Raw genomic sequence first — 18,364 nt, 5'->3', positions numbered from 1 at the left:
TCGCTGAAATCGGGTTGATGCGTTGAAATTGATCCGATGACGCTCGTGAAACGCTTTACGTTGAGCGGCCTGCGCCGCCCCCTTCAGGCGCCGTGCTCGACCTGCAGGCCCAGCGTGCGCACGCCGTCCTGCCAGACGTCGAACGTCACGCCGCGCGGCTCCACGCGCATGCAGGCCGTGGCGAGCGTGTTTTCGTCGTCGGGGTCGTGGGGGTCGTCGCGGTAGATCGGCAGGCCCGAGCCCGCGCGGTCTTGCAGCGTGCGCACGAACGCCTCGCCATCCGGCTGTGCGCCCAGCCCCGGCAGCAGCTCGGCAAGCCGTGCCTGACGGTCGCGCGAAGAATCGGTGACGATTTGCCCCTCGTTCTCGCATCCCGCGTGAGTCAGATGGTTGGCGTGCCCCGAAGGCGCGCCCACTTCAACGATCGAGCTGCGCTGCGCGGTGGCTTCCACGCTATAGACGCGCACCTGGCCCGCCGCATCGGTCCCGCCGACCGTATGGTGAAAGCCGCTCGCGCGCGGCGTGTCGCGCAGCAGCGCCAGCGCGTCGGCGAGCGTTGCCGCATCGAGCACGGCGCGCGCGAGGATCATGCGCGGCACGCCCGCACGCGGCTCGCGAATGCGCACGTTGTTGATGGCCTGCGCCAGCCCCGCACGCGATGCCGCGAAGGTGTGGCCGGGCAGCGAGCCGGGATAGTAGAAGCTCACGAAGCCGGGCTTGCCCAGAGGCTCGACCTCGACCACGGCGCAGCGCCCGCGCAGGTGCGGATCGCCGTCTTCGTTGTGGGCGATCAGGCCGGCCTCGGGTGTACATATCGCGAGCGTCGTGCAGCCGTCCGGTGCGTTGTGGATCAGCTCGCCGCGGCAATTCCACAGGAACAGATCGTGCGCCGGCCAGTCGAGCGCCGCAGCCATCGCGTCGATTTCCGCGACGTAGGCCGGAAAATGCCGCTCGGCCGCCGCGCGCAACTGCTGTGCAAAGGCGCTGCCACGCCAGCGGCTCACCGCGGCCCACGCGCTGCTCTGCGCCATATAGGCCGCAAAGACGGGCTTCGCGAGTTCCCCGAGCCGCCGCCCGATCGCCTCGGGCGTGCCGCCCATCCGGAGGGCCGGCCCCTGGATGGCCAACCCCCGAAAAGTATTGAGTTCCTGCATCGAAATTTTTCGCCTGAATGCCTGAAACGGCCGATGTTCGATTTATACGCCACACAACATATGTTGTCAAATTAAATACATCTCACAACAAATGCAATCTGCGATGCGAAAAAAAACCGCTTCGGAGGCGGCTTTACGAACAGGCGGGCGGGCCGCATGACGAGGCAGCGAGCGAGCCAGGACTCCGCTGCCGCGCCAGACACCTGCGCGGCCGAGTCTGCGCCGCTTCACGGCACATAGGCGCCGCGCGCGTTGAGCGTACGCTCGGACTGCTCGAGCTGCGCCACGGCGCCCGCGCCCTCGAGCGCGAGCAGATGCGCGACGAGCGACTCGGAGAGCGCCGTCGCGGCCACCAGCGAAGGAAAGAACGACGGGCTTTCGTGCGTGAAGATCAGCACCTTTTCGGCGTTCAGCGCGATGGGCGAGACGGCGCTATCGGTGATGGCGATCAGCCGGCTGCCTTTTTCGAGCGCCGCCTCGGCCACGCGCACGGCCTCCACCGAGTATGGCGCGAAGCTCACGACGATCGTCGCGCTGTCGCGCTCGATGCCGAGCAGCTGCATTTCGAGCGTGCCGGCCTCGCCGCCCAGCAGCGAGACCGAGGGCCGAAAGAGCCGGTAGCCGTATACGAGGCCGAACGCGACCGCGTAGCACGAGCGAAAGCCCGCCACGTGCGCGTGCTTCGCTTTCTTCAGCACGCGCGCGGCTTCGACCATGGCGCGCGTGTTGTGCGCGGCGCTCGCTTCGAGGTTGTGCTGCTGGGCTTGCAGCAAATCGTGTGCGAGCGCGTCCTTCGCGTTGCCCGTGACGAGCGAGCGGGCGCGGCTCGAAAGCGGCTCGGGACGCGTGCGCACACGCGCGACGAACAGGTTGCGCAACTCGTTCCAGCCCGGAAAACCGAACTGCTGCGAGAGCCGCACGAGCGACGCGGGCTGCACCTGGGCGCGCTCGGCGACCTTGCGCATCGAGGAAACGGCGACTTCGTCGGGATGGTCGAGCAGGAAGGCCGCGCCGGTCTGGAATTGCGGGCTCAGTTCGGAGAAACGCGCGCGGATGAGCGCGGCAAGCTGGTCGAAGCTTTCTGGCATGCGGATGGCTGACGGGCGGTGGGCGACAACAAATGTTACCACCAGTGTTGCGGGATGTTGTGAAACGCGCCTGGCGCATGCTCCCGCAGTGACTGGTGGGCGTCGAACGTACTGAGCGGCGGCTCCACAAAGCGCGCTTTATAGGCCGCCATGAAGGCCGGCGCATATGCGTTGGCCGCCGCTGCGGGCTCAAGTCCGCCTCGCGACTGCGTGATCAACCTGTGCCGCGATGAATGGCCAGGATAACAGCCACCCTGCATATCAATCCGCCGCGCTCTGCTAGCATCGTCATCCTCGATAAGCGTCGCGCGGCCGAGCGCCCAAGGGGCGGGGACGAGCGACACTCCGAGGTAACGGTCCCCGCAGATTTCATCCCTGGCATACATACGGTTGAAGTAATTATCACTATGTCGACGCGACGTACTTGCCGCAACCGTACCCACGCCAACTGCACGAATCTGCGGCACGCTCAAAGTCGGACTCACTATCGCGCCGCGTCAGGCTGCACCAGTTCCACGATCAGCATAACGAAGAGACAACAATGCAACAGGCAGCCAAAAGCTATCGGCGCCTGACATGGATCGTCGTCCTCGCAATAATGTTCGGCGCCTGCGCGCCGATCTTGTCGCGCATCCTCGAAAGCCGTCAGCTTCCACAACCGTGGGAGGTCTGTGGCGCGGGCGCCCATCAAACCGAATCCGGCTTGTCAGCTGCACCCGCCACAGAGGACGGCAGGACGCTGAAAAAGCTCGACCCTTGTGCGTTTTGCGCCCTGCTTCAGCATGCTCCGGCGCTGCCGGTCAAGGTCCCGCCCTGGCAGGCGCTCAGCTTCTGGTTCGGGCGCATGCGGCGCACGACAGAAGTGTGTCGCGGCCAGAAGCGCTTTCGCCGTCGCGCGCATCGTAGCCGCGCGCCTCCCTCGCAAGCCCCCCTTCGGGCGTGACGCGGCCGCGCTTTGCCGCTGGCACAAGCACGCCGGCCGGACGCGCTACACCGCTTGATCTGCCCGGGCCACGGCCCAGGCCCGTTCGCGCACGCGTGCGAGCGGTTCGGCTCGCCGCGCCCCGGCGCGAGCGATCCACAGCGGTGCGTCATCCGCCGCCCGTGAGCACGCCCCTCGTCTTCTGATCTTCACGCACCCGGCGCGCCATCGCGCGCGCCGTGGCCCTGCTCGCGCCTTCGCTGCGCGCCACGATGTGGCGGTGCGGAGTGCGAGTGCATTTTTCATCTGCAAGGAGACCGTATGGACATGCTAGGCATGTATCCAACGTTCTACGTACCCGGCATCGGCACCGCCTGGGTCATGGGCATCATCGGCGTGATTCACGTCGTGGCTTCCCACACTTCCGTCGGCGCGTCGTTCCTGTTCGCGTTGCTCGAAACGCGCGCCTGGCGCGAGAAGAAGCCCGAACTGCTGAACTTCATCAAGCAGTACGGCATGTTTTTGCTCGTGTTTTCTTACATCATCGGCTCGATCACCGGCCCTGGCATCTGGTACGCCATCACCGTGGCCAGCCCACGCGGCGTCAGCGGTCTGATCCACAACTTCGTCTGGGTCTGGGCCAGCGAATGGGTCTATTTCACAGTCGAGGTGATCGGTATCTACGCCCTCGTCTACCTGTTGGGCAAAATCGATCCGAAGACCCATCTGAAGCTGACCTGGTCGTTTGCGCTGGCCTCCTGGGCGACGATGCTGCTGATCGTCGGCATCCTCTCGTTCATGATGTGGCCCGGCAACGACCGCTGGTACCAGACCGGTTCGACCAGCGACGCATTCTTCAATGTCAACTTCTTCGCGCAGCTCGGCACCCGTACCGGTGCGATGTTCGTGATGGCCGCGCTGGTGGGGCTGCTGGTCGCGAGCCGCCTCAAGGACGCGGCGCTGCGGCGCAGCGTGGTGCGTTTTCTCGCGCCAATCGGCCTGCTGGGCGGATTGTTCGCTGTGCTGATGTTTCTCTACTATCTGCGCACGCTGCCCAACAACGCCATCGTGATGCTCAACACCAATCTTTTGCCCGTGTACGCAAAGGACATGGTGGCGGTCTTCGTGGTGGCCACGCTCTGGCTCATGTTCGCCTGGTGGCGCCCGCAGCAGGTCTACACCTCGCTCGCGCTGGCGATGTTCGCCTTTATCGCCGTGTTCGGCGTCTGGCCCGAGGAACGCATGCGCGAATCGATGCGCAAGCCGTATGTCGCCGGTCAGTACATCTACGGCAACCAGGTCATTGCACGCGACGTGCCGGGCAAGGGCATCACCGCGGAGGTCGACACCATCGCCGCGCACGGTCTGCTCAAGCTGAATCCCTTCGTGCCCGATCGTCTGCGGCGCGTGACGGACGCCAATGAACTCGAGGCGGGCAAGCTGCTCACGAAGATGGCGTGCGCCAACTGCCATTCGCTGGAACCGGGCGGCCCGCTGCGCAATCTGCCGGGCAAGCTTCACTACGCCACCGACGAGGACATGATCGCGGCGTTCCTGCGCGGCCCGCTCAAATATGGCACGCAGCCTTACATGCCGCGCATCGACCTGCCCGACGACGAGATCCGGGCCATCGCCCACTATCTGGCCGCCGTCGACCGCACACAGTCCGCCAATCCCGCAAGCGCGCAGCAACAGACGGCGCTTCAACCTGTTTCGATGAGGAAATGAGTTCATGGATATCGGAACCGTCATGAACACGATGCGCGACCCCGCCGGGGTACCCGCGCAGCCCGTGGTGTTTCAGATCCTGATGGTGGTGACGTGGGTGCTGCACATCGCCTTCGTGCACCTCGCGCTCGGCGCCGCGGGACTGGCCATCTTCGCGTTTCACCGGCGCCGCCACGGCGCGCACTGGGAGCGGCTCTCCTTCGCGCTCACCAAGGTCGCCAAAGTGGCCGTGTCGCTACTGATCGTGCTGGGCGTCGGCCCCCTGCTGTTCACGCAAGTCATCTACGACCCGCAGTGGTATACGTCCAACGTGCTGTCGGGACGCTGGGCCATCGCCTTCATCTTCACGCTGATCGTCGGCTACTGCTGCTGGTTCGCCTTCTATCACGCGAATCGGGCGGGCGCGCGCCGCCATATCGGCGTCTATGCATGGATCGCGCTGGCGCTGTTCTGCCTTGACGGTCTCATCATGCATGCGCTCTCCTACCAGGCCCTGCTGCCGCAGCAATGGATGAACTGGTATGCGCCGGGCGGCATGGTGGATACGCGCGGCGCCGCGCTGCACGCCATCCAGTGGCCGCGCTATGTCTTCATCATGGGACTCTCGGTGCCGGCGGTCGGACTGTTCCTGATCGCCTATGCGCACTACTTCGCCGTGCGCGCCGACCACGAAGCGGCCTGGCTCGACTTCGTCCGCACGCTCGGGCGTCGTCTCGCGCGCTGGGGCTTTGCGCTCTCGATCCTGCCGATGCTCGCATGGCAGGCCTCGCTGCCCACAGCCAGCGGGCTCGCGCTTCATCCGCTGGGCTGGCTGATCGTCGCCGGACTCGGCGCGATGGCGCTCTGGATGCGCGGGAGCGGCGCAGCCACGCACGGCTATGCGCCGCTCGCGGGTGGCGTCGCGCTGCTCGGCCTGCTGGCAATCTGGCGCGAAGTCATCCGCGTGCATTATCTGCGGCCCCTCGGTTACGACATCCATACCTATGGGGTGCATGTCGACTGGCCGTCCACCGTGCTGTTCTTCGCCACGCTCACGGGCATCGGCGGCCTCGTTGGCGGCTTCTACCTGATGCTGCTCTACCGCTCGGGACGCACCCAGGGCGTCTATACCGCCGAGCGTTCCGTCGCGCGCATGGGCACCGGCGCGGTCGCGGTGCTGGGCGTCTGGATCGCCGTCTTCCTGGCTTACGGCATCGCGATCTCCGTTCGCGACAGCTTCTAACGATCTGCTCAATCGCTTCTGGAATTTCACTCATGAAAACGATGCTTCGAATGGTGCTCGCGCTGCTGGTGCTGGTTCAGTCGGCCGCCCACGCGCAATCGTCCGGGCCCGCGCCCGATGTGGGCGCCGGTCAGCGGCGCGCGGCCGTCTGCTTCGCGTGCCACAACGCCAATGGCATTGCGCGCATCCCGGGCGTGCCGAATCTGGCCGGGCAGCAAAGCGACTATCTGGAGAGCGCGCTGCGCGCCTATCGCGACGGCAGGACGCGTCAGAATCCCACCATGAATGCCATGGCCCAACCGCTGTCGGATCGCGACATCGTCAATATCGCCGCGTATTTCAGCTTGCAGGCGCGCGCGTCCGGCGCCAACGGCGGCGTGCAGACGGTGGCGGTCGCCGCTCAGCCGCCGCGCGAGGCGATCGTGCCGGTTCGCGCGAGCACGGCAGACAAGCCGCAAGCGGCGACGCCGGCGCCCGCCAAAGCGGAGTTGTTGGCGGCAGGCAAGCAGGTCTACGGATCGTCATGCTTCGCCTGCCACGCGACGGGCGCCGCGGGCGCGCCGAAGGTCGGTGACCGTGCCGCGTGGTCCCCGCGCATCGCGCAAGGTGACGCGACGCTCCTGCAGCACGCGTTGCACGGCTTTAACGCGATGCCGCCCAAGGGCGGTTGCGCGACCTGCACCGACACCGACATTCGCGCTGCGATTGCCTACATGACGGCGCAAGCGCGATAACGCGCATTGCGCCACCCGCCGTCCTGGCAGGCTCATGCGCCATTGCGGCACGTTGCTGCAATGGCGCATGCTCCGCCCCACCGTTGTCCGCCTGAGTGCCTCAACACGCTTGCTTTCCCGCGCTCGCCGATTCCTTCGGAAAACTGAAGAACCGATATGAGCATGCCAAGCCGCTATACCCTGTATCACGCCATGATGGCCGCTTATCCTGCGCTCCCCATGGAAGCCCATTGGAGGCGGTGCTAAACTACCGCACCCCTATCGCTCTCTGACATGAATTCTCGCGCCCGCACCCGCACGACCGCCTGGCTTGGCTTGATTGCCATGTGGCTGATCGTGCTCGTGCCGCTGATCAGTCAACTGGTCGCGGCCGAGCGTGCGCATGAACCCTTCGCGCCACTGTGTTCCGCCACACAGGCCGCGGCCCCCCAGTCTCACCACGCGCTGGATAGCGCGCTTTCCGCCTGCGGTTATTGCGACCTGCTGGCCACACACACGGCCATGCCGCCGTTGCCCGCCGTCACGCCGGCGTTTTTTGCGCTCGTCGTCGCAGCCATTGTCCCCACGCTGATCTCGCGCTTCACGCCGCTTGGCGCGTTCCCTTCGGGACGGCCAAGAGCGCCGCCAGCCGCGCACTGATTCCCCTTCCCAGCTGTTTTGCACCGCGCGCCCCCGAGGCGTGCGGGCGATCGCGCACGCCATCGTAATCGACGCGTGATGCGCGTCCTGCCCGGACTACGTTGCGCTACGCGTACGTGGTGTCCGTGGCTACCCGCGCGCGCTTGCGAAAGTGCCGCAAGCCAGCCCCCGTGTTCCCTGCATCTTGTTCGATATCGAGGTTCTCTCAATGAACTTACTCAAATGGCTTCACCGGCACGCCGCATGGCTGAACCTCGCGGCGTGCGTCGCCGCCCTGCTTTGGGCAGGCTGGGCATGGTCCGTCGTGCACGGGCTGCCCGGTTCCGCTGCCGCTCCGATGCAACTGCAGCTCCTGCGCGCCTGTCCATGCCAGGACGCTGGCGGCAATCAGCGCACCGCCATGCGCATTTGACGCAATCGCGTCGCGTCCCACATTCATCGAAGAAACACGACATGAACGATCCATGGCTGAACGAGCGCATCGGAGCTTTACGCGCGCTCAAGACTCCGACCGAACACCAGCGCGCGCTGCTGGTTCTCTTTGACGATCCGGCGCGCGGCATCGACGAAGAGCGCAAGCTCGCCGCTCTGGTCAAAGCCGAAAAAGCGGCGCTTCGCGCGCAGAAAGCGCGCGCGAACGCGACTCGCGCGCTCAAGGAAGACCGGCTATTGCAACGCCGGGCGCGCGATCAACTCGCCATCGTGCACAGCGCGCTGATCGATTGCGCGGTGCTGGAGAATCGCGACCCAGGCGAACTGCTGGGCGCGCTGCTCTGCTTCATCGAGCAGGGTGCCCCCTGCGACCGTCAAAGCTGGAAACAGGCTGGCGATGCGCTGATCGCCAGGCAGATCGCCAGCGGTTTTCCAGCAGCGCGAAAACGATCTGGAGTCCGTATCAGCACGCGCACGGGCCGCCCCAGAACGGACTCTAAAGCGCATGGCCACCATGACCCATGATGTCCGGCCTGATCGCGTCTCCTGTCAAAAGAGCTTGCGCCACTGATCCTGCTGCATGTCCGCGCGCGTGTTAATCTCGATCAGCACGCCACCCGGCGCACGACAGAAGAAGCGCGATCCGCGCGTGTTGTTGAATATCCCTGTTTCCATCCGGACGCCGCCGTCAAGGAATTCCTGATAGAGCGTCTGGAGGTCTTCCAGCGTGTCGACTTCCAGGCCAAAGTGGAAATTTCCCGGCCAGACCGGCTCGACATTGTCCTCGATGTGCTCGAGGACAATGTCGAAGCCGTTACGCTTGAGCAGGCAGTGCTGGCCTGCGGCGACAACCTCGCAGCCGAGATATTTCTCGAAGAACGCAGCCGTTTCGGCAACGTTGACAGTGGGAAAGCTCAGGTGGTTGAGTTTCGCTTGCTGATGAAGTTTCATGATCGATCTCACAAGATGTTGATTGCTGTGCAGGCGCACTCGCCGATCCGGCGCTGTTCGACAGGGCGTTCAGGATGATGCGCCATGAGCAGATTTTGTGAGTCATTAGCCGATTTTGAAACTCGCTTTAGGCGTGCGGGTTCACCGGGCGCCGGAGCCCGCGCCGACGCGGGTTATCGCGTTGTACCGGGTACAGAAGCGAATGTTTACTCGCTTTTTGGATCCGCCGGGATCTGGCCTGGCATGGGGGCCGCGTTGCGAACGGGTCACCGGATGACCTGAATAAAGACAGCCTCGGCCGGCTAGCGGGACCGCTTAGGTGGCGCTCGCGATGTTTCGGTCTGGCAAGCGGTGATGCCAAGGTAGCCAAACAGCGCGCGTTCGACTCGCTGTTCCAGTGCGCCACGGCGTACCTCGCCGCGCTCTCCGGCCGCATCGGTGAGGGCACGCACCAGGGCGAGAACATCGTCCGTCGCGATCTCCATGCTGGCCTGCGGCGGGATATCGCTACGCGACAGAATCTGCTGCACCAACCCATGAAAAGCGACCGATGAGGTTGCCAGCTCCTTTGCGATGGCAGGACGACCTTCCTCGAAATCGAGCGCGCGCGCCAGCGCCGGGCGGCGCAATTGCTGGCGCACCGAGACGGTAATCAGGTATTTCAGTGCCGTCTGCCCCGTCGGCTCGTTCAGCGAGCCTTCGGCCTCGCTGTAGAACACCGCTTTGTCCCGCAGACAGAGGGCGACGATGAGCGAATCCTTGTTGGGGAAGTACTGGTATAGCGATCCGACGCTGACTCCGGCGCGCTGGGCAACAAGGTTGGTATTGAGCCCCTCCATGCCCCGGGTTTCGAGTATGCCCGCCGCGGCCTCCAGAATTGCGGCAACGGTGTATTCGGCGCGGGATTGCTGCGGGATCTTTCGCGGCTTGAGTGAGGGACGCCTCTTCGTTGTCACAATCTTGTCGGATTGAAAGCGAGCAATAGCGCTTATTCTACAAGCTTCGGGACGGCAGACTCGCCCTGTTGACCAGTCTGTCAAACCCTGGCTGCTCTATTCCATTAGCGCCGCATAGCGTCCTGAGCGCCGCCTATTTGGTGGGGTTCGAGGTTCGGAGCGGAAAAATGAGCATGGCGGCAGCGATGCCCAGCGATCCACCAAGGAGCGTCTCCCAGGCACGGGCCGCAAGCAGGGAGATTGAGTGCACGCCACTTGCCGCCAGTGTGACGATCAGTGTGAAAGCGAAGGCCCCGCAGGCGACGTCGTAGCGCTCCGGCAGAGCCATCGCATAGATGATCATCGCGAATGCGGCTGCCGCCCAGATGAGCAGCGGCGCGTGCTCGGCAACCGGCAGACAGGCAAGGCCTAGCGGGACGCCAATCAACGTACCGAAAATCCGGCGACGCACACGCTGTATCGTGCCGCTTGCCGAACCGGCGACAACATACGTGCACGCGGTGATCGCCCAGGCAGACTCCTCGATACTCATCAGGCCATTCAGCAGGCAGATGAGCAACGCGCCGATGGCTGCCTGCAATCCCATGAAGAACTCCGGCGAACACCTGCCTCGCAACGGTGCCGGCCCGGCGGCGAGCACCGCTGCAACGACGGGCTGCTCCGCGGGACCGCTCAGCACGCGCGGCACGACCGACGCCAGCACGGCGATCAGCGCAGCAATCACGATGGCCCACAGGTCGCCTGTCGTTAAATGGGCGCCGTATGCGAGTAATTCACCGATATAGATTTGCGATCCGACGCCCGCCCCGAGGATACCGAATCGTTTGAGATATCCAACCAGAAACGCACCCGTCACGAGAACCAGTTCCGGCCCTGCCCGACCTGCAAGCTGTAGCGGCCCGGATAAAACCACGAACAAAGCCGCGCCGAACGCGGCGGCAAAGCTCAGCAGCGTGAGATCACGACTCGATTCGACTCGCGTCGCTTTGCCCTCTGAAACGCTCGCCCAGAGGGCGAAGCTTCCGGCGAGATAGCCCAGCGAGACGCTGCTGGGCACGCTCCGTGCAATGTCCTGCAACGTCCCGAGCGCCGCCGCGATACCGTAGGCCGTCACGAGCCGCAGCCCCTTGATCCGACGGTGCGTGCCAGGATCGACCCGGTCCAGCCAACGCCCCAATGCGGCGACGGGTTGCAGCATGCACCGGAGCGATTTTCCGGCTCGATCGGGCGAGCGTCGCGGGCTGTCGTTCATGGAAGTGTCCGTGATCTCTTTCGGGGGCCTGCGCGAGCGGCGTTAGTGCAATCTGTAGATCTTTGCGGCCGCATCGTGGAAAAGCAGTTTGCGCTCGGCAACGCTAAAATCTTCAACGATCCGGAAATAGGCGCGATAGAGCTGTGCGAAGCTGCATGCGAGCGTGCATATCGGCATGTGACTGGCGAACATGCAGCGCTCGGGACCAAAAATCTCGATGGCCTTCAAAATCCAGGCGCGAACCTGATCGACCGTCCAGTGAATGCCGAAGATGCATTCGAGCCCGAATATCTTGACCGCCACGTTGGGACAGGCAGCGACTGCTGTCATCCCGTGCTGCCACGCTGCCTCGCCCGCGCTCGTCAAATCGACCGGCCAGCCCATCACTGGGAGTACGAATTGTTGGTCTGGGAACGCGCTCGCCAAAGATGCGAGATCGTGCAGCTGCGAAGCAAAAAGCTCTATCTCGCAGACAAGGTTGCGTCCCCGCAGGCACTCGATTCCCCGTCGCCAGGCGTGATCCGACATCACGTCCGGGCCAGCTGCATAGCGAAGCAGAGGATTCGTTGAATGCCAGCCAAGATGCTGACGAACACAACGAATCCGGTCTGCCGACGCGTAGACGTCCAGTGTGGCAGTCAGGTCGGCGCCCAGAAAGTCGACCAGCGCAATGATGCCGTTGGGTCGCCGGGCCACCGTCGCCCGTTCCTGCGCCCAAAGCGCTTCGCCTACCGGATCTGTCGACATAAATTCAGCCCATACCGTTCCAGCGACGTTCAAGCCGTACGTGTCTCGGGCATAGTCGTCGGGGAGATAGCTTCGGGGAAGCGCGGCATAGTCGCCAACCAGGGCTTCGAAGCCGTCGCTACGCTGGGCGAACACGGGATAGTGGAAGCGCCGGGCGTCGTAAAAGTGCTGGTGGCAGTCAAGGATCGGGAGCGCATCGGGGTTCATCCTGCGGCCTCCATCCGGTAAAGCGGATGATCGAAGGCTAGCACAAGACAACCTTCCTATAAGCAGAATGAGCGACGCCAACGACGCCTCAGGGCGCAGCCAGCACGCGTCGCGATGGGCCCAGGCTGGATAGCCTCACAACTGTAAGGAAATTGTCGGGGCATGTTGGCAAACCTGTCGCAGGTGCCATAGAACCGGCGCAGACAGCGCATACCGCTGCGGGTCGGCCGTGGGCGGTCAGGCGGTGGTATGGTGTCTCCGGCACTCGGATGTGCGCTTCGCGCCCATATTGCCGCCCCCGTCAAACCCTATGCGTCCCGCGATGATCCCCTCTGCCCGGTATTTTCTGGCGTTCGTCGTCAACGTGGCATTGCCTGCGGTGAGTTACCGGATAGCACTTCCCCATTGGGGATTGCTGGGTGCGCTGATGGCGTCGAGCATACCGCTCTTCATCTGGATCACTTTCGATTGGGCGTGCTTTCGGCACTTCGATGCGTTGAGCGCAATCGTGCTTGCGAGCCTCGCCCTGTCGCTGCTTCTGCTCATTTCCCCCGCTGGCCGATGGTTGCGCGAGGCACGCGAACCGCTGGTGGGCGGCTTGATCGGCATCCTTTTTCTCCTGTCCCTGATGGCCGATCGCCCACTCGTGTACTATCTCGCGAGATCGACACTGGCGCGAGAGTCTCTCGGACGCGAACGGGAATTCGACGCGAGCTGGCAGTCACGCCCGGCACTCGCAAGATCCATCCGGCTCATGACAGCCGTCTGGGGAATCGGGCTCGTAGGCGAAAACGTTTTGCGGCTGTATATCGTCGGGTACGTGACCGGATACGACGTCGATCGACTCTCCACCTTGGTCAGATATGGAACCTATGCCGGACTGATGGCCTGGTCGATCCTGTATCGACGCATGTACATCAAGAAACGCCGTAACCCTGCGTCCGGTTAGGGGGAGAGCGGTCAAGACCTTGGCACTCCATGCGTCAGAGTGCCGCATCTCACGTTCGCGAGACCGCTTTCAGGCACTGACCCGCCGCAATTTCGACGGGAACCCTGGAAGACCGGTTCCCGATTGTTGTAACGACAACAACAATTGTGGGGTTCCGAACCATTTGCCGCTCGATCTGTGTACTGCAGAGGCACGATCGCTTTGGCGCGGCCGCCTGGGTGAGGATTGCCTCCCGCGGGTCGACACGGCGATCCCTTCAGATGGTAAACTTCGCGGCGCTATTTCGTCGCTCGACCATGACCCACCGACCCCGCACACATCTGACCGCATGGCTTGGCCTCGTCGCCATGTGGCTCATCGTGCTCGCGCCGCTCGTCAGTCAACTGGTTCTGGCGGCGCATCGGGACGACACGACGGCCGTGCTCTGCTCGGCGACGCAGCCCTCGTCCAACTCCGCGCATCTGCTCCAGCATGATTCGCTCGCGGCGTGTGGCTATTGCGACCTGCTCGCCGATCAACCCGCCATGCCGGCTTTGCCGCCCACGCCGCTCGTGCTGCTGATGCTTGTCGCGATCGCGGCGGTGCCCGTGCTGTCCATCCGTCACACGCCGCTCGGCGCGTTCCCTTCCGGCCGGCCACGCGCCCCACCCGCCTTTTCCTGACCTCCGTTATTGACTGTCGCTTCGTCGCGCCTCCTGCTGGCGCGCGCAGCCGCTCGTACAACGATTTCAGGACATTTTCATGCTTCACTTCGCATCGCGAAGGCAGCGCGCCCCTGCGCGCCGCCGGGCGCGGTTCGTCACGCTCGGACTCCTGCCTCTCTCCTTGATGGCCCAGGCTGCGCACGCCGCGGCCGGGAGTAGCGTGGGCGCCACCCCCTCCAGCGCAACCACATCCAACGCAACGACGAGCCCGGGCGCAGCGCCGGCCGCCACGCCACAGGACGCCGCCGTGCTGCCGGCTGTCACGGTCAGCGCCAGCGCGGGCGGCGGCTCCGGCAACAGCAGCGCAACGCCTGCCGTCGATCCAGACATGCCCGCGTCGGTGGAAACCGTCACGCCCGAACAATTCCAGAACTGGAACGTCGTCAATACCGAGGACGTGCTGAAGTACATGCCGAACCTCGCGGTCCGCAAGCGCTTCATCGGCGATCTGAACTCGATCATCGCGGTGCGCGGCACGAGCAACACGCAAAGCGCGCGCGGTCTCGTCTATGCCGACGGACTGCTGCTGTCGAATCTGCTCGGCAACAGCTATTCGTTTCCGCCGCGCTGGTCGATGGTGTTCCCGGAGGAAATCCAGCAGGTCGACGTCATTTACGGGCCGTATTCGGCGCTGTATCCGGGCAATTCGCTCGGCGCGACGGTTTTGATCACTACGCAGATGCCCACAAAGTTCGAGGCGGACGCGGACGTCAAGGCGTTCACGCAGCACTTCAGCCTCTATGGCGTCAACCAGAACTTCAACGGCAGCGAAGCGAGTGCGTCGATCGGCAACCGCATCGGCAACTTCTCGTTCTTCGTCGGCGCGAATCACCTCGAAAACACGAGCCAGCCGCTGCAGTTCGCGACGCTCGCGAAATCGACGACGCCCGCCAAACCCGGCGACACGCCGGTCAACGGCGCGTACTTCTACAACAACCAGACCAATGCGCCAACCGCCGTGATCGGCGTGAATGGCGAAGGCATCGAGCACACGATCCAGGACCAGCTCAAGCTGAAGATGCAGTACGACTTCACGCCGACGGTCCAGGGCGCATTCACGCTCGGCTACTGGCATCAGCAATACAACAGCTCGACCTCCACGTTCCTGTATGACGCCAACGGCAACCCGGTGTATAGCGGCCGGGTGAACATCGGCGGGTACGAGTACAACATTCCGGCATCGGCGCTCGCGCCAAGCGCGGGGTGGAGCGAGAACTGGCTCTACGGGCTCTCGCTCAAGACGCACAACGCAACGGGATGGAACGGCGAAGCCATCGCTTCGTACTACGACATTACGAACAGCGTGGCGCGCACGGCGAACGCGGGCGGTCCGGGCAACGGCCCGGGCGTGGTCACGTTCGGCGACGGCACCGGCTGGAAAACGCTCGACCTCAAGGCGAGCTGGACGCCGCCCTCGCCGCAGGCCGGGCTCGCCAACCATGCCGTGACGTTCGGCTACCACTACGACAATTATTTCCTCGACAACGAAACGTACAACACGGCGGCCTGGATCGACGGCGGCGCGGGCAGCTTCGCGAACGCGTTCAAGGGCCGCACGCAGACCCAGGCGGCCTATGTGCAGGACGCGTGGCGTTTCCTGCCGCGCTGGAAGTTCGTCTATGGCGTGCGTTACGAGGACTGGCAGGCGTACGACGGTTCGCAGGCGGCAGGCGGCACGACGGTGCCCTACGCCGACGTCAACCAGCACCATTTCTCGCCCAAGGCCTCGCTTTCGTTCGACGTGACGGACGACCTGACGCTGCGCGCGTCCATCGCGCGCGCTTACCGCTTCCCGACCGTGAGCGAACTGTTCCAGGGGCAAATCAATGGTTCGTCGATCGTCAACAACAATCCGAACCTTCAGCCCGAGGACGACCTCTCGAAGGAGCTGAGCGCCGAGTGGGCGCACTGGAACGGCCTGTTCCGCCTGTCGCTCTTTCAGGATGACGTAAAGAATACGATCTTCAGCCAGACCGACACGACGGTGATTCCGAACGTCACGAACTTCCAGAACATCGGCAAGGTTCGCTCGCGCGGCGTCGAGTTCAGCTACCAGGGCCAGGACGTGTTCGTGCGAGGCCTCGATCTGCTCAGCAGCGTGGCCTACACGCAATCGAAGATTCTCGCCAACGCGCAGAACCCGGCAACGGTCGGCAAATACTTCTACCGCATTCCGCTCTGGCGCGTCGATGTCGCGGCGACTTATCACATCGGCGAGCGCTATGCGCTCACGCTCGCCGCGCGCTACTCGGGCCGCGAATACAACACGCTGACCAATACGGACACGAACCCGAACGTGTTCGGCGGCACCAGCAGCTATACGGTGGCGGACGCGAAATTCACGTTCCATCCGACGAAGCTCAGCGACATCAGCGTGGGGGTCGACAACCTCTTCGACGCCCGCTATTTCGTCTATCACCCCTACCCCGGCCGCACCTTCTATCTCGAAGGCCGGTTGCGGATGTAAAGGAGGCTCGCCCATGTCCACTGCCGAAACCGTCGCTCGCACGACGCCAGCCGCTGCGGCGCCTCAACGCGGATACCGCACGCTCTGGCGCTGGCACTTCTATGCGGGGCTGTTCGTGATGCCGTTTCTCGCGATCCTCGCCATCACGGGAACGATCTACTGCTTTCAGCCGCAGATCGAGCCCCTGCTCTATCCGCACCGGCTCGTCGTGACGCCCGCGGCGTCGCCGCGTCTGGGCGTCGATGCCCTGCTGGCGAGCGCGCGCGCCGCCATGCCGCCCGGCGCCGTGGTGACGACGGCGCGCATCAGCGCACGTGCCGACCGCAGCGCGGAATTCATCTTCCGCCTGCCGGATGGCCACAAGGAAAGCGTGTACCTGAACCCCTACGACGGCGCGCTGCTCGGCACGCTCGACGTCGACAGCCGCTTCATGCAGGTCGACCGGATGATTCACCGCAAGCTGCTGCTCGGCAAGCCGGGCGAATTGTTGATGGAACTGGTGGCCTGCTGGACGCTCGTGATGATCGGCACCGGCGTCGCACTCTGGTGGCCGCGCGGGAAAACCTCGCTGCGCGCGGCGCTCACGCCCGATCTCGCGCAGCGGGGACGCCCGCTGTGGAAGAGTCTTCACGCCACGCTCGGCATCTGGCTCGCCATCGGCGCATTCGCGTTCGTGGCAACGGGCCTGCCATGGACGGGTTCGTGGGGCAAGCAGTTCAAGGCGCTAGCGACCAGCGTGAAGCTCGGCGCGCCGCCGGGCTCGTGGGGAGGCCTGGCGCTGCATTCCACGGTGCCTGGAGAATCGCCTGCGGCAAGCACCGCCCACGTGCATCAAGCCGCGTCCGGCATGGATTCGATGCCGGGCATGACGATGGACGACATGCCCTTGCCCCAGGTGCCCTGGGCGGTGGGCGCGGTGCATGTGCCCGGCTCGCCCGACGCGGACGCTCCCGGCGTCAAGCCGTTGCCGCTCGGGCAGGTCGTCGCGCAGATGCGCCCGGCCGGACTCGCGCAGGGCTACGACATCGCGCTGCCCACGTCGCCTCAGGGCGTGTACACCGTGTCGTACTTTCCGGCGGACCCGAAGCTCGAACGCACCGTGTACATCGACCAGTACAGCGGCGCCGTGCTGAAAGACATCCGCTATGGGGACTACGGCGCCGTGAGCAAGGCCGTGTCGTATGGCACGTCCCTGCACATGGGCCGTTACTTCGGACTGCCGAACCAGATCGTATGTGCCGTGATATCGCTCGGGCTGGCCGCGCTCGCCGTCACCGGTCTCGTGATGTGGTGGAAGCGCCGCCCTGCAGGCACGCTTGGCGCCCCGGGCCGGGAGCGCCCCGCTCCGCCGATGCGCGCGTGGATCGCCGCGCTCGTCGTGCTGGGCATCGTCTTTCCGCTGATGGGCCTGACGATCGTCGCCGTCTGGCTGGCCGACCGCGTGCTGTTGCGCCGTGCGGGCCCGCTCGCGGCCTCGTGAGGCCCGCGTGATTGCCGACAATCGACGCGCGGCTTGCGCCGTGGCCGTCGTCGTGGCGCTCCACGCTGCGCTGATCGTCGCGACGATGACAAGACGTGACAGGGCCGCGCCGGTCGCTCTCGAATCGCGCACGCTCACGGCCGAGCTGCTGCCGCCCGAGCGCGCGGCTGCGCCGGCCGCGATCCAGTCTCAGCCGGCGCCCCCGCCGCCAGAACCGCTCAGGCACGCCGCACGTGAGGCGCGCCATGTCGCGCCCGTGCAGGAGCCCGTGGCGAAACCGCTACCGGTGGCCCAGTCCCCCTCCCGGCAAGCGATCGAGAGCCCGTTGCCGGTTGCGCCAACGCAGCCCGCGACGGACCCGGCCGCGCAGGTCGCCGCCGCGCCAGCCGCCACCCGGCCCGTGATGGCGCTGAGCGCGCCTAAAAACGTCTCGCACCTCGACTGCCGGATCGCACAGCCCGAGTACCCCATGCTGTCGAAACGGCGCGGCGAGGCCGGCATCGCTTATGTGCACTTCGTGGTGGGCCTCACCGGCCGGATCGAGAACATCGAACTCAAGCAAAGCAGCGGCTTTAGCCGGCTCGACAACGCCGCCCTCGCCGCCATGCGCGACAGCGCGTGCCAACCCTACACGGAGGACGGACAACCGGTGCGCGCCGCGTACACGCAGCCGTTCGACTTCAATCTGCACGACTGAAACCGTGCCTGAACCATGACCCAAAGGAATGCCAG

18 protein-coding genes are annotated in these 18,364 nt (G+C 64.8%); 12 read left to right on the top strand and 6 right to left on the bottom strand.

From position 1 onward, the window contains the following. Window positions 1-83 precede the first annotated feature (83 nt). Both BO1_RS51480 and BO1_RS17665 read right to left on the bottom strand, forming a co-directional pair. Complete coding sequence (locus tag BO1_RS51480; protein WP_043285228.1) at window positions 84-1,154, bottom strand: C45 family autoproteolytic acyltransferase/hydolase; 1,071 nt, start codon at window positions 1,152-1,154, stop codon at window positions 84-86. A gap of 227 nt (window positions 1,155-1,381) precedes the next feature. Further along, complete coding sequence (locus BO1_RS17665; RefSeq protein WP_028218697.1) at window positions 1,382-2,242, bottom strand: MurR/RpiR family transcriptional regulator; 861 nt, start codon at window positions 2,240-2,242, stop codon at window positions 1,382-1,384. 541 nt (window positions 2,243-2,783) lie between these two features. Here BO1_RS17665 and BO1_RS17655 point away from each other — a divergent pair. The 7 genes from BO1_RS17655 (at window position 2,784) to BO1_RS56405 (ending at window position 8,444) form a co-directional block, all read left to right on the top strand. Then, complete coding sequence (locus tag BO1_RS17655; RefSeq protein WP_028218695.1) at window positions 2,784-3,185, top strand: DUF2946 domain-containing protein; 402 nt, start codon at window positions 2,784-2,786, stop codon at window positions 3,183-3,185. A 300-nt stretch (window positions 3,186-3,485) separates the two neighbouring features. Further along, on the top strand, window positions 3,486-4,892 hold the full coding sequence (locus BO1_RS17645; protein ID WP_028218694.1) for a c-type cytochrome: 1,407 nt from the start codon (window positions 3,486-3,488) through the stop codon (window positions 4,890-4,892). A gap of 4 nt (window positions 4,893-4,896) precedes the next feature. After that, window positions 4,897-6,114 (top strand): hypothetical protein, encoded by a 1,218-nt coding sequence (locus tag BO1_RS17640; RefSeq protein WP_028218693.1) that lies wholly within the window; start codon window positions 4,897-4,899, stop codon window positions 6,112-6,114. A gap of 32 nt (window positions 6,115-6,146) precedes the next feature. Then, complete coding sequence (locus BO1_RS61195; RefSeq protein WP_245643822.1) at window positions 6,147-6,848, top strand: c-type cytochrome; 702 nt, start codon at window positions 6,147-6,149, stop codon at window positions 6,846-6,848. Window positions 6,849-7,121: 273 nt separating this feature from the next. Then, complete coding sequence (locus tag BO1_RS17630) at window positions 7,122-7,487, top strand: DUF2946 domain-containing protein (protein ID WP_028218692.1); 366 nt, start codon at window positions 7,122-7,124, stop codon at window positions 7,485-7,487. 208 nt (window positions 7,488-7,695) lie between these two features. Next, window positions 7,696-7,899 (top strand): hypothetical protein, encoded by a 204-nt coding sequence (locus BO1_RS17625; protein WP_028218691.1) that lies wholly within the window; start codon window positions 7,696-7,698, stop codon window positions 7,897-7,899. 41 nt (window positions 7,900-7,940) lie between these two features. Further along, window positions 7,941-8,444 (top strand): conjugal transfer protein TraD, encoded by a 504-nt coding sequence (locus BO1_RS56405; protein WP_052409501.1) that lies wholly within the window; start codon window positions 7,941-7,943, stop codon window positions 8,442-8,444. A gap of 24 nt (window positions 8,445-8,468) precedes the next feature. Here the strand turns inward: BO1_RS56405 and BO1_RS17615 are convergent, their stop codons facing one another. The 4 genes from BO1_RS17615 to BO1_RS17600 form a co-directional block, all read right to left on the bottom strand. Next, window positions 8,469-8,870, bottom strand: coding sequence for a VOC family protein (locus BO1_RS17615; RefSeq protein ID WP_028218690.1), 402 nt, complete (start codon window positions 8,868-8,870; stop codon window positions 8,469-8,471). Between the two features lie 302 nt (window positions 8,871-9,172). Continuing rightward, entirely contained in the window at window positions 9,173-9,826 is a 654-nt protein-coding gene (locus BO1_RS17610) for a TetR/AcrR family transcriptional regulator (RefSeq protein ID WP_028218689.1), read from the bottom strand. A 133-nt stretch (window positions 9,827-9,959) separates the two neighbouring features. Further along, the gene (locus BO1_RS17605) at window positions 9,960-11,024 is read right to left on the bottom strand and encodes an FUSC family protein (RefSeq protein WP_245643824.1); all 1,065 of its coding nucleotides are present in this window, start codon (window positions 11,022-11,024) and stop codon (window positions 9,960-9,962) included. 96 nt (window positions 11,025-11,120) lie between these two features. Further along, complete coding sequence (locus BO1_RS17600; RefSeq protein ID WP_028218687.1) at window positions 11,121-12,032, bottom strand: amidohydrolase family protein; 912 nt, start codon at window positions 12,030-12,032, stop codon at window positions 11,121-11,123. Between the two features lie 322 nt (window positions 12,033-12,354). Between BO1_RS17600 and BO1_RS17595 the strand changes: the two genes are divergently transcribed. The 5 genes from BO1_RS17595 to BO1_RS17575 all read left to right on the top strand — a co-directional run bounded on the left by BO1_RS17595 (window position 12,355) and on the right by BO1_RS17575 (window position 18,329). Further along, complete coding sequence (locus BO1_RS17595; RefSeq protein ID WP_028218686.1) at window positions 12,355-12,981, top strand: VC0807 family protein; 627 nt, start codon at window positions 12,355-12,357, stop codon at window positions 12,979-12,981. Window positions 12,982-13,277: 296 nt separating this feature from the next. Continuing rightward, window positions 13,278-13,643: a DUF2946 domain-containing protein gene (locus tag BO1_RS17590; protein WP_028218685.1), complete on the top strand. Its 366-nt coding sequence runs from the start codon at window positions 13,278-13,280 to the stop codon at window positions 13,641-13,643. Window positions 13,644-13,809: 166 nt separating this feature from the next. Then, window positions 13,810-16,152 carry a TonB-dependent receptor gene (locus tag BO1_RS17585; RefSeq protein ID WP_084688028.1) on the top strand — a complete coding sequence of 781 codons (2,343 nt, stop codon included), beginning with the start codon at window positions 13,810-13,812 and terminating at the stop codon, window positions 16,150-16,152. A 13-nt stretch (window positions 16,153-16,165) separates the two neighbouring features. Continuing rightward, window positions 16,166-17,632 (top strand): PepSY-associated TM helix domain-containing protein, encoded by a 1,467-nt coding sequence (locus tag BO1_RS17580; RefSeq protein ID WP_028218683.1) that lies wholly within the window; start codon window positions 16,166-16,168, stop codon window positions 17,630-17,632. A 7-nt stretch (window positions 17,633-17,639) separates the two neighbouring features. After that, window positions 17,640-18,329, top strand: a complete 690-nt coding sequence (locus BO1_RS17575) for an energy transducer TonB (protein WP_043285222.1) — start codon at window positions 17,640-17,642, stop codon at window positions 18,327-18,329. Window positions 18,330-18,364: the final 35 nt, after the last annotated feature.

Source organism: Paraburkholderia oxyphila NBRC 105797, from assembly GCF_000685075.1.
Taxonomy (GTDB): domain Bacteria; phylum Pseudomonadota; class Gammaproteobacteria; order Burkholderiales; family Burkholderiaceae; genus Paraburkholderia; species Paraburkholderia oxyphila.
Note: the sequence above shows the minus strand (reverse complement) of the source record. Positions and strands in the feature narration are given on the sequence as shown.

Bases quoted from the DNA above. Each gene is read 5' to 3' on its own strand.
- BO1_RS51480 (WP_043285228.1), bottom strand. From the start codon at position 1,154: ATGCAGGAACTCAATACTTTTCGGGGGTTGGCCATCCAGGGGCCGGCC.
- BO1_RS17665 (WP_028218697.1), bottom strand. From the start codon at position 2,242: ATGCCAGAAAGCTTCGACCAGCTTGCCGCGCTCATCCGCGCGCGTTTC.
- BO1_RS17655 (WP_028218695.1), top strand. From the start codon at position 2,784: ATGCAACAGGCAGCCAAAAGCTATCGGCGCCTGACATGGATCGTCGTC.
- BO1_RS17645 (WP_028218694.1), top strand. From the start codon at position 3,486: ATGGACATGCTAGGCATGTATCCAACGTTCTACGTACCCGGCATCGGC.
- BO1_RS17640 (WP_028218693.1), top strand. From the start codon at position 4,897: ATGGATATCGGAACCGTCATGAACACGATGCGCGACCCCGCCGGGGTA.
- BO1_RS61195 (WP_245643822.1), top strand. From the start codon at position 6,147: ATGAAAACGATGCTTCGAATGGTGCTCGCGCTGCTGGTGCTGGTTCAG.
- BO1_RS17630 (WP_028218692.1), top strand. From the start codon at position 7,122: ATGAATTCTCGCGCCCGCACCCGCACGACCGCCTGGCTTGGCTTGATT.
- BO1_RS17625 (WP_028218691.1), top strand. From the start codon at position 7,696: ATGAACTTACTCAAATGGCTTCACCGGCACGCCGCATGGCTGAACCTC.
- BO1_RS56405 (WP_052409501.1), top strand. From the start codon at position 7,941: ATGAACGATCCATGGCTGAACGAGCGCATCGGAGCTTTACGCGCGCTC.
- BO1_RS17615 (WP_028218690.1), bottom strand. From the start codon at position 8,870: ATGAAACTTCATCAGCAAGCGAAACTCAACCACCTGAGCTTTCCCACT.
- BO1_RS17605 (WP_245643824.1), bottom strand. From the start codon at position 11,024: ATGCTGCAACCCGTCGCCGCATTGGGGCGTTGGCTGGACCGGGTCGAT.
- BO1_RS17600 (WP_028218687.1), bottom strand. From the start codon at position 12,032: ATGAACCCCGATGCGCTCCCGATCCTTGACTGCCACCAGCACTTTTAC.
- BO1_RS17595 (WP_028218686.1), top strand. From the start codon at position 12,355: ATGATCCCCTCTGCCCGGTATTTTCTGGCGTTCGTCGTCAACGTGGCA.
- BO1_RS17590 (WP_028218685.1), top strand. From the start codon at position 13,278: ATGACCCACCGACCCCGCACACATCTGACCGCATGGCTTGGCCTCGTC.
- BO1_RS17585 (WP_084688028.1), top strand. From the start codon at position 13,810: ATGGCCCAGGCTGCGCACGCCGCGGCCGGGAGTAGCGTGGGCGCCACC.
- BO1_RS17580 (WP_028218683.1), top strand. From the start codon at position 16,166: ATGTCCACTGCCGAAACCGTCGCTCGCACGACGCCAGCCGCTGCGGCG.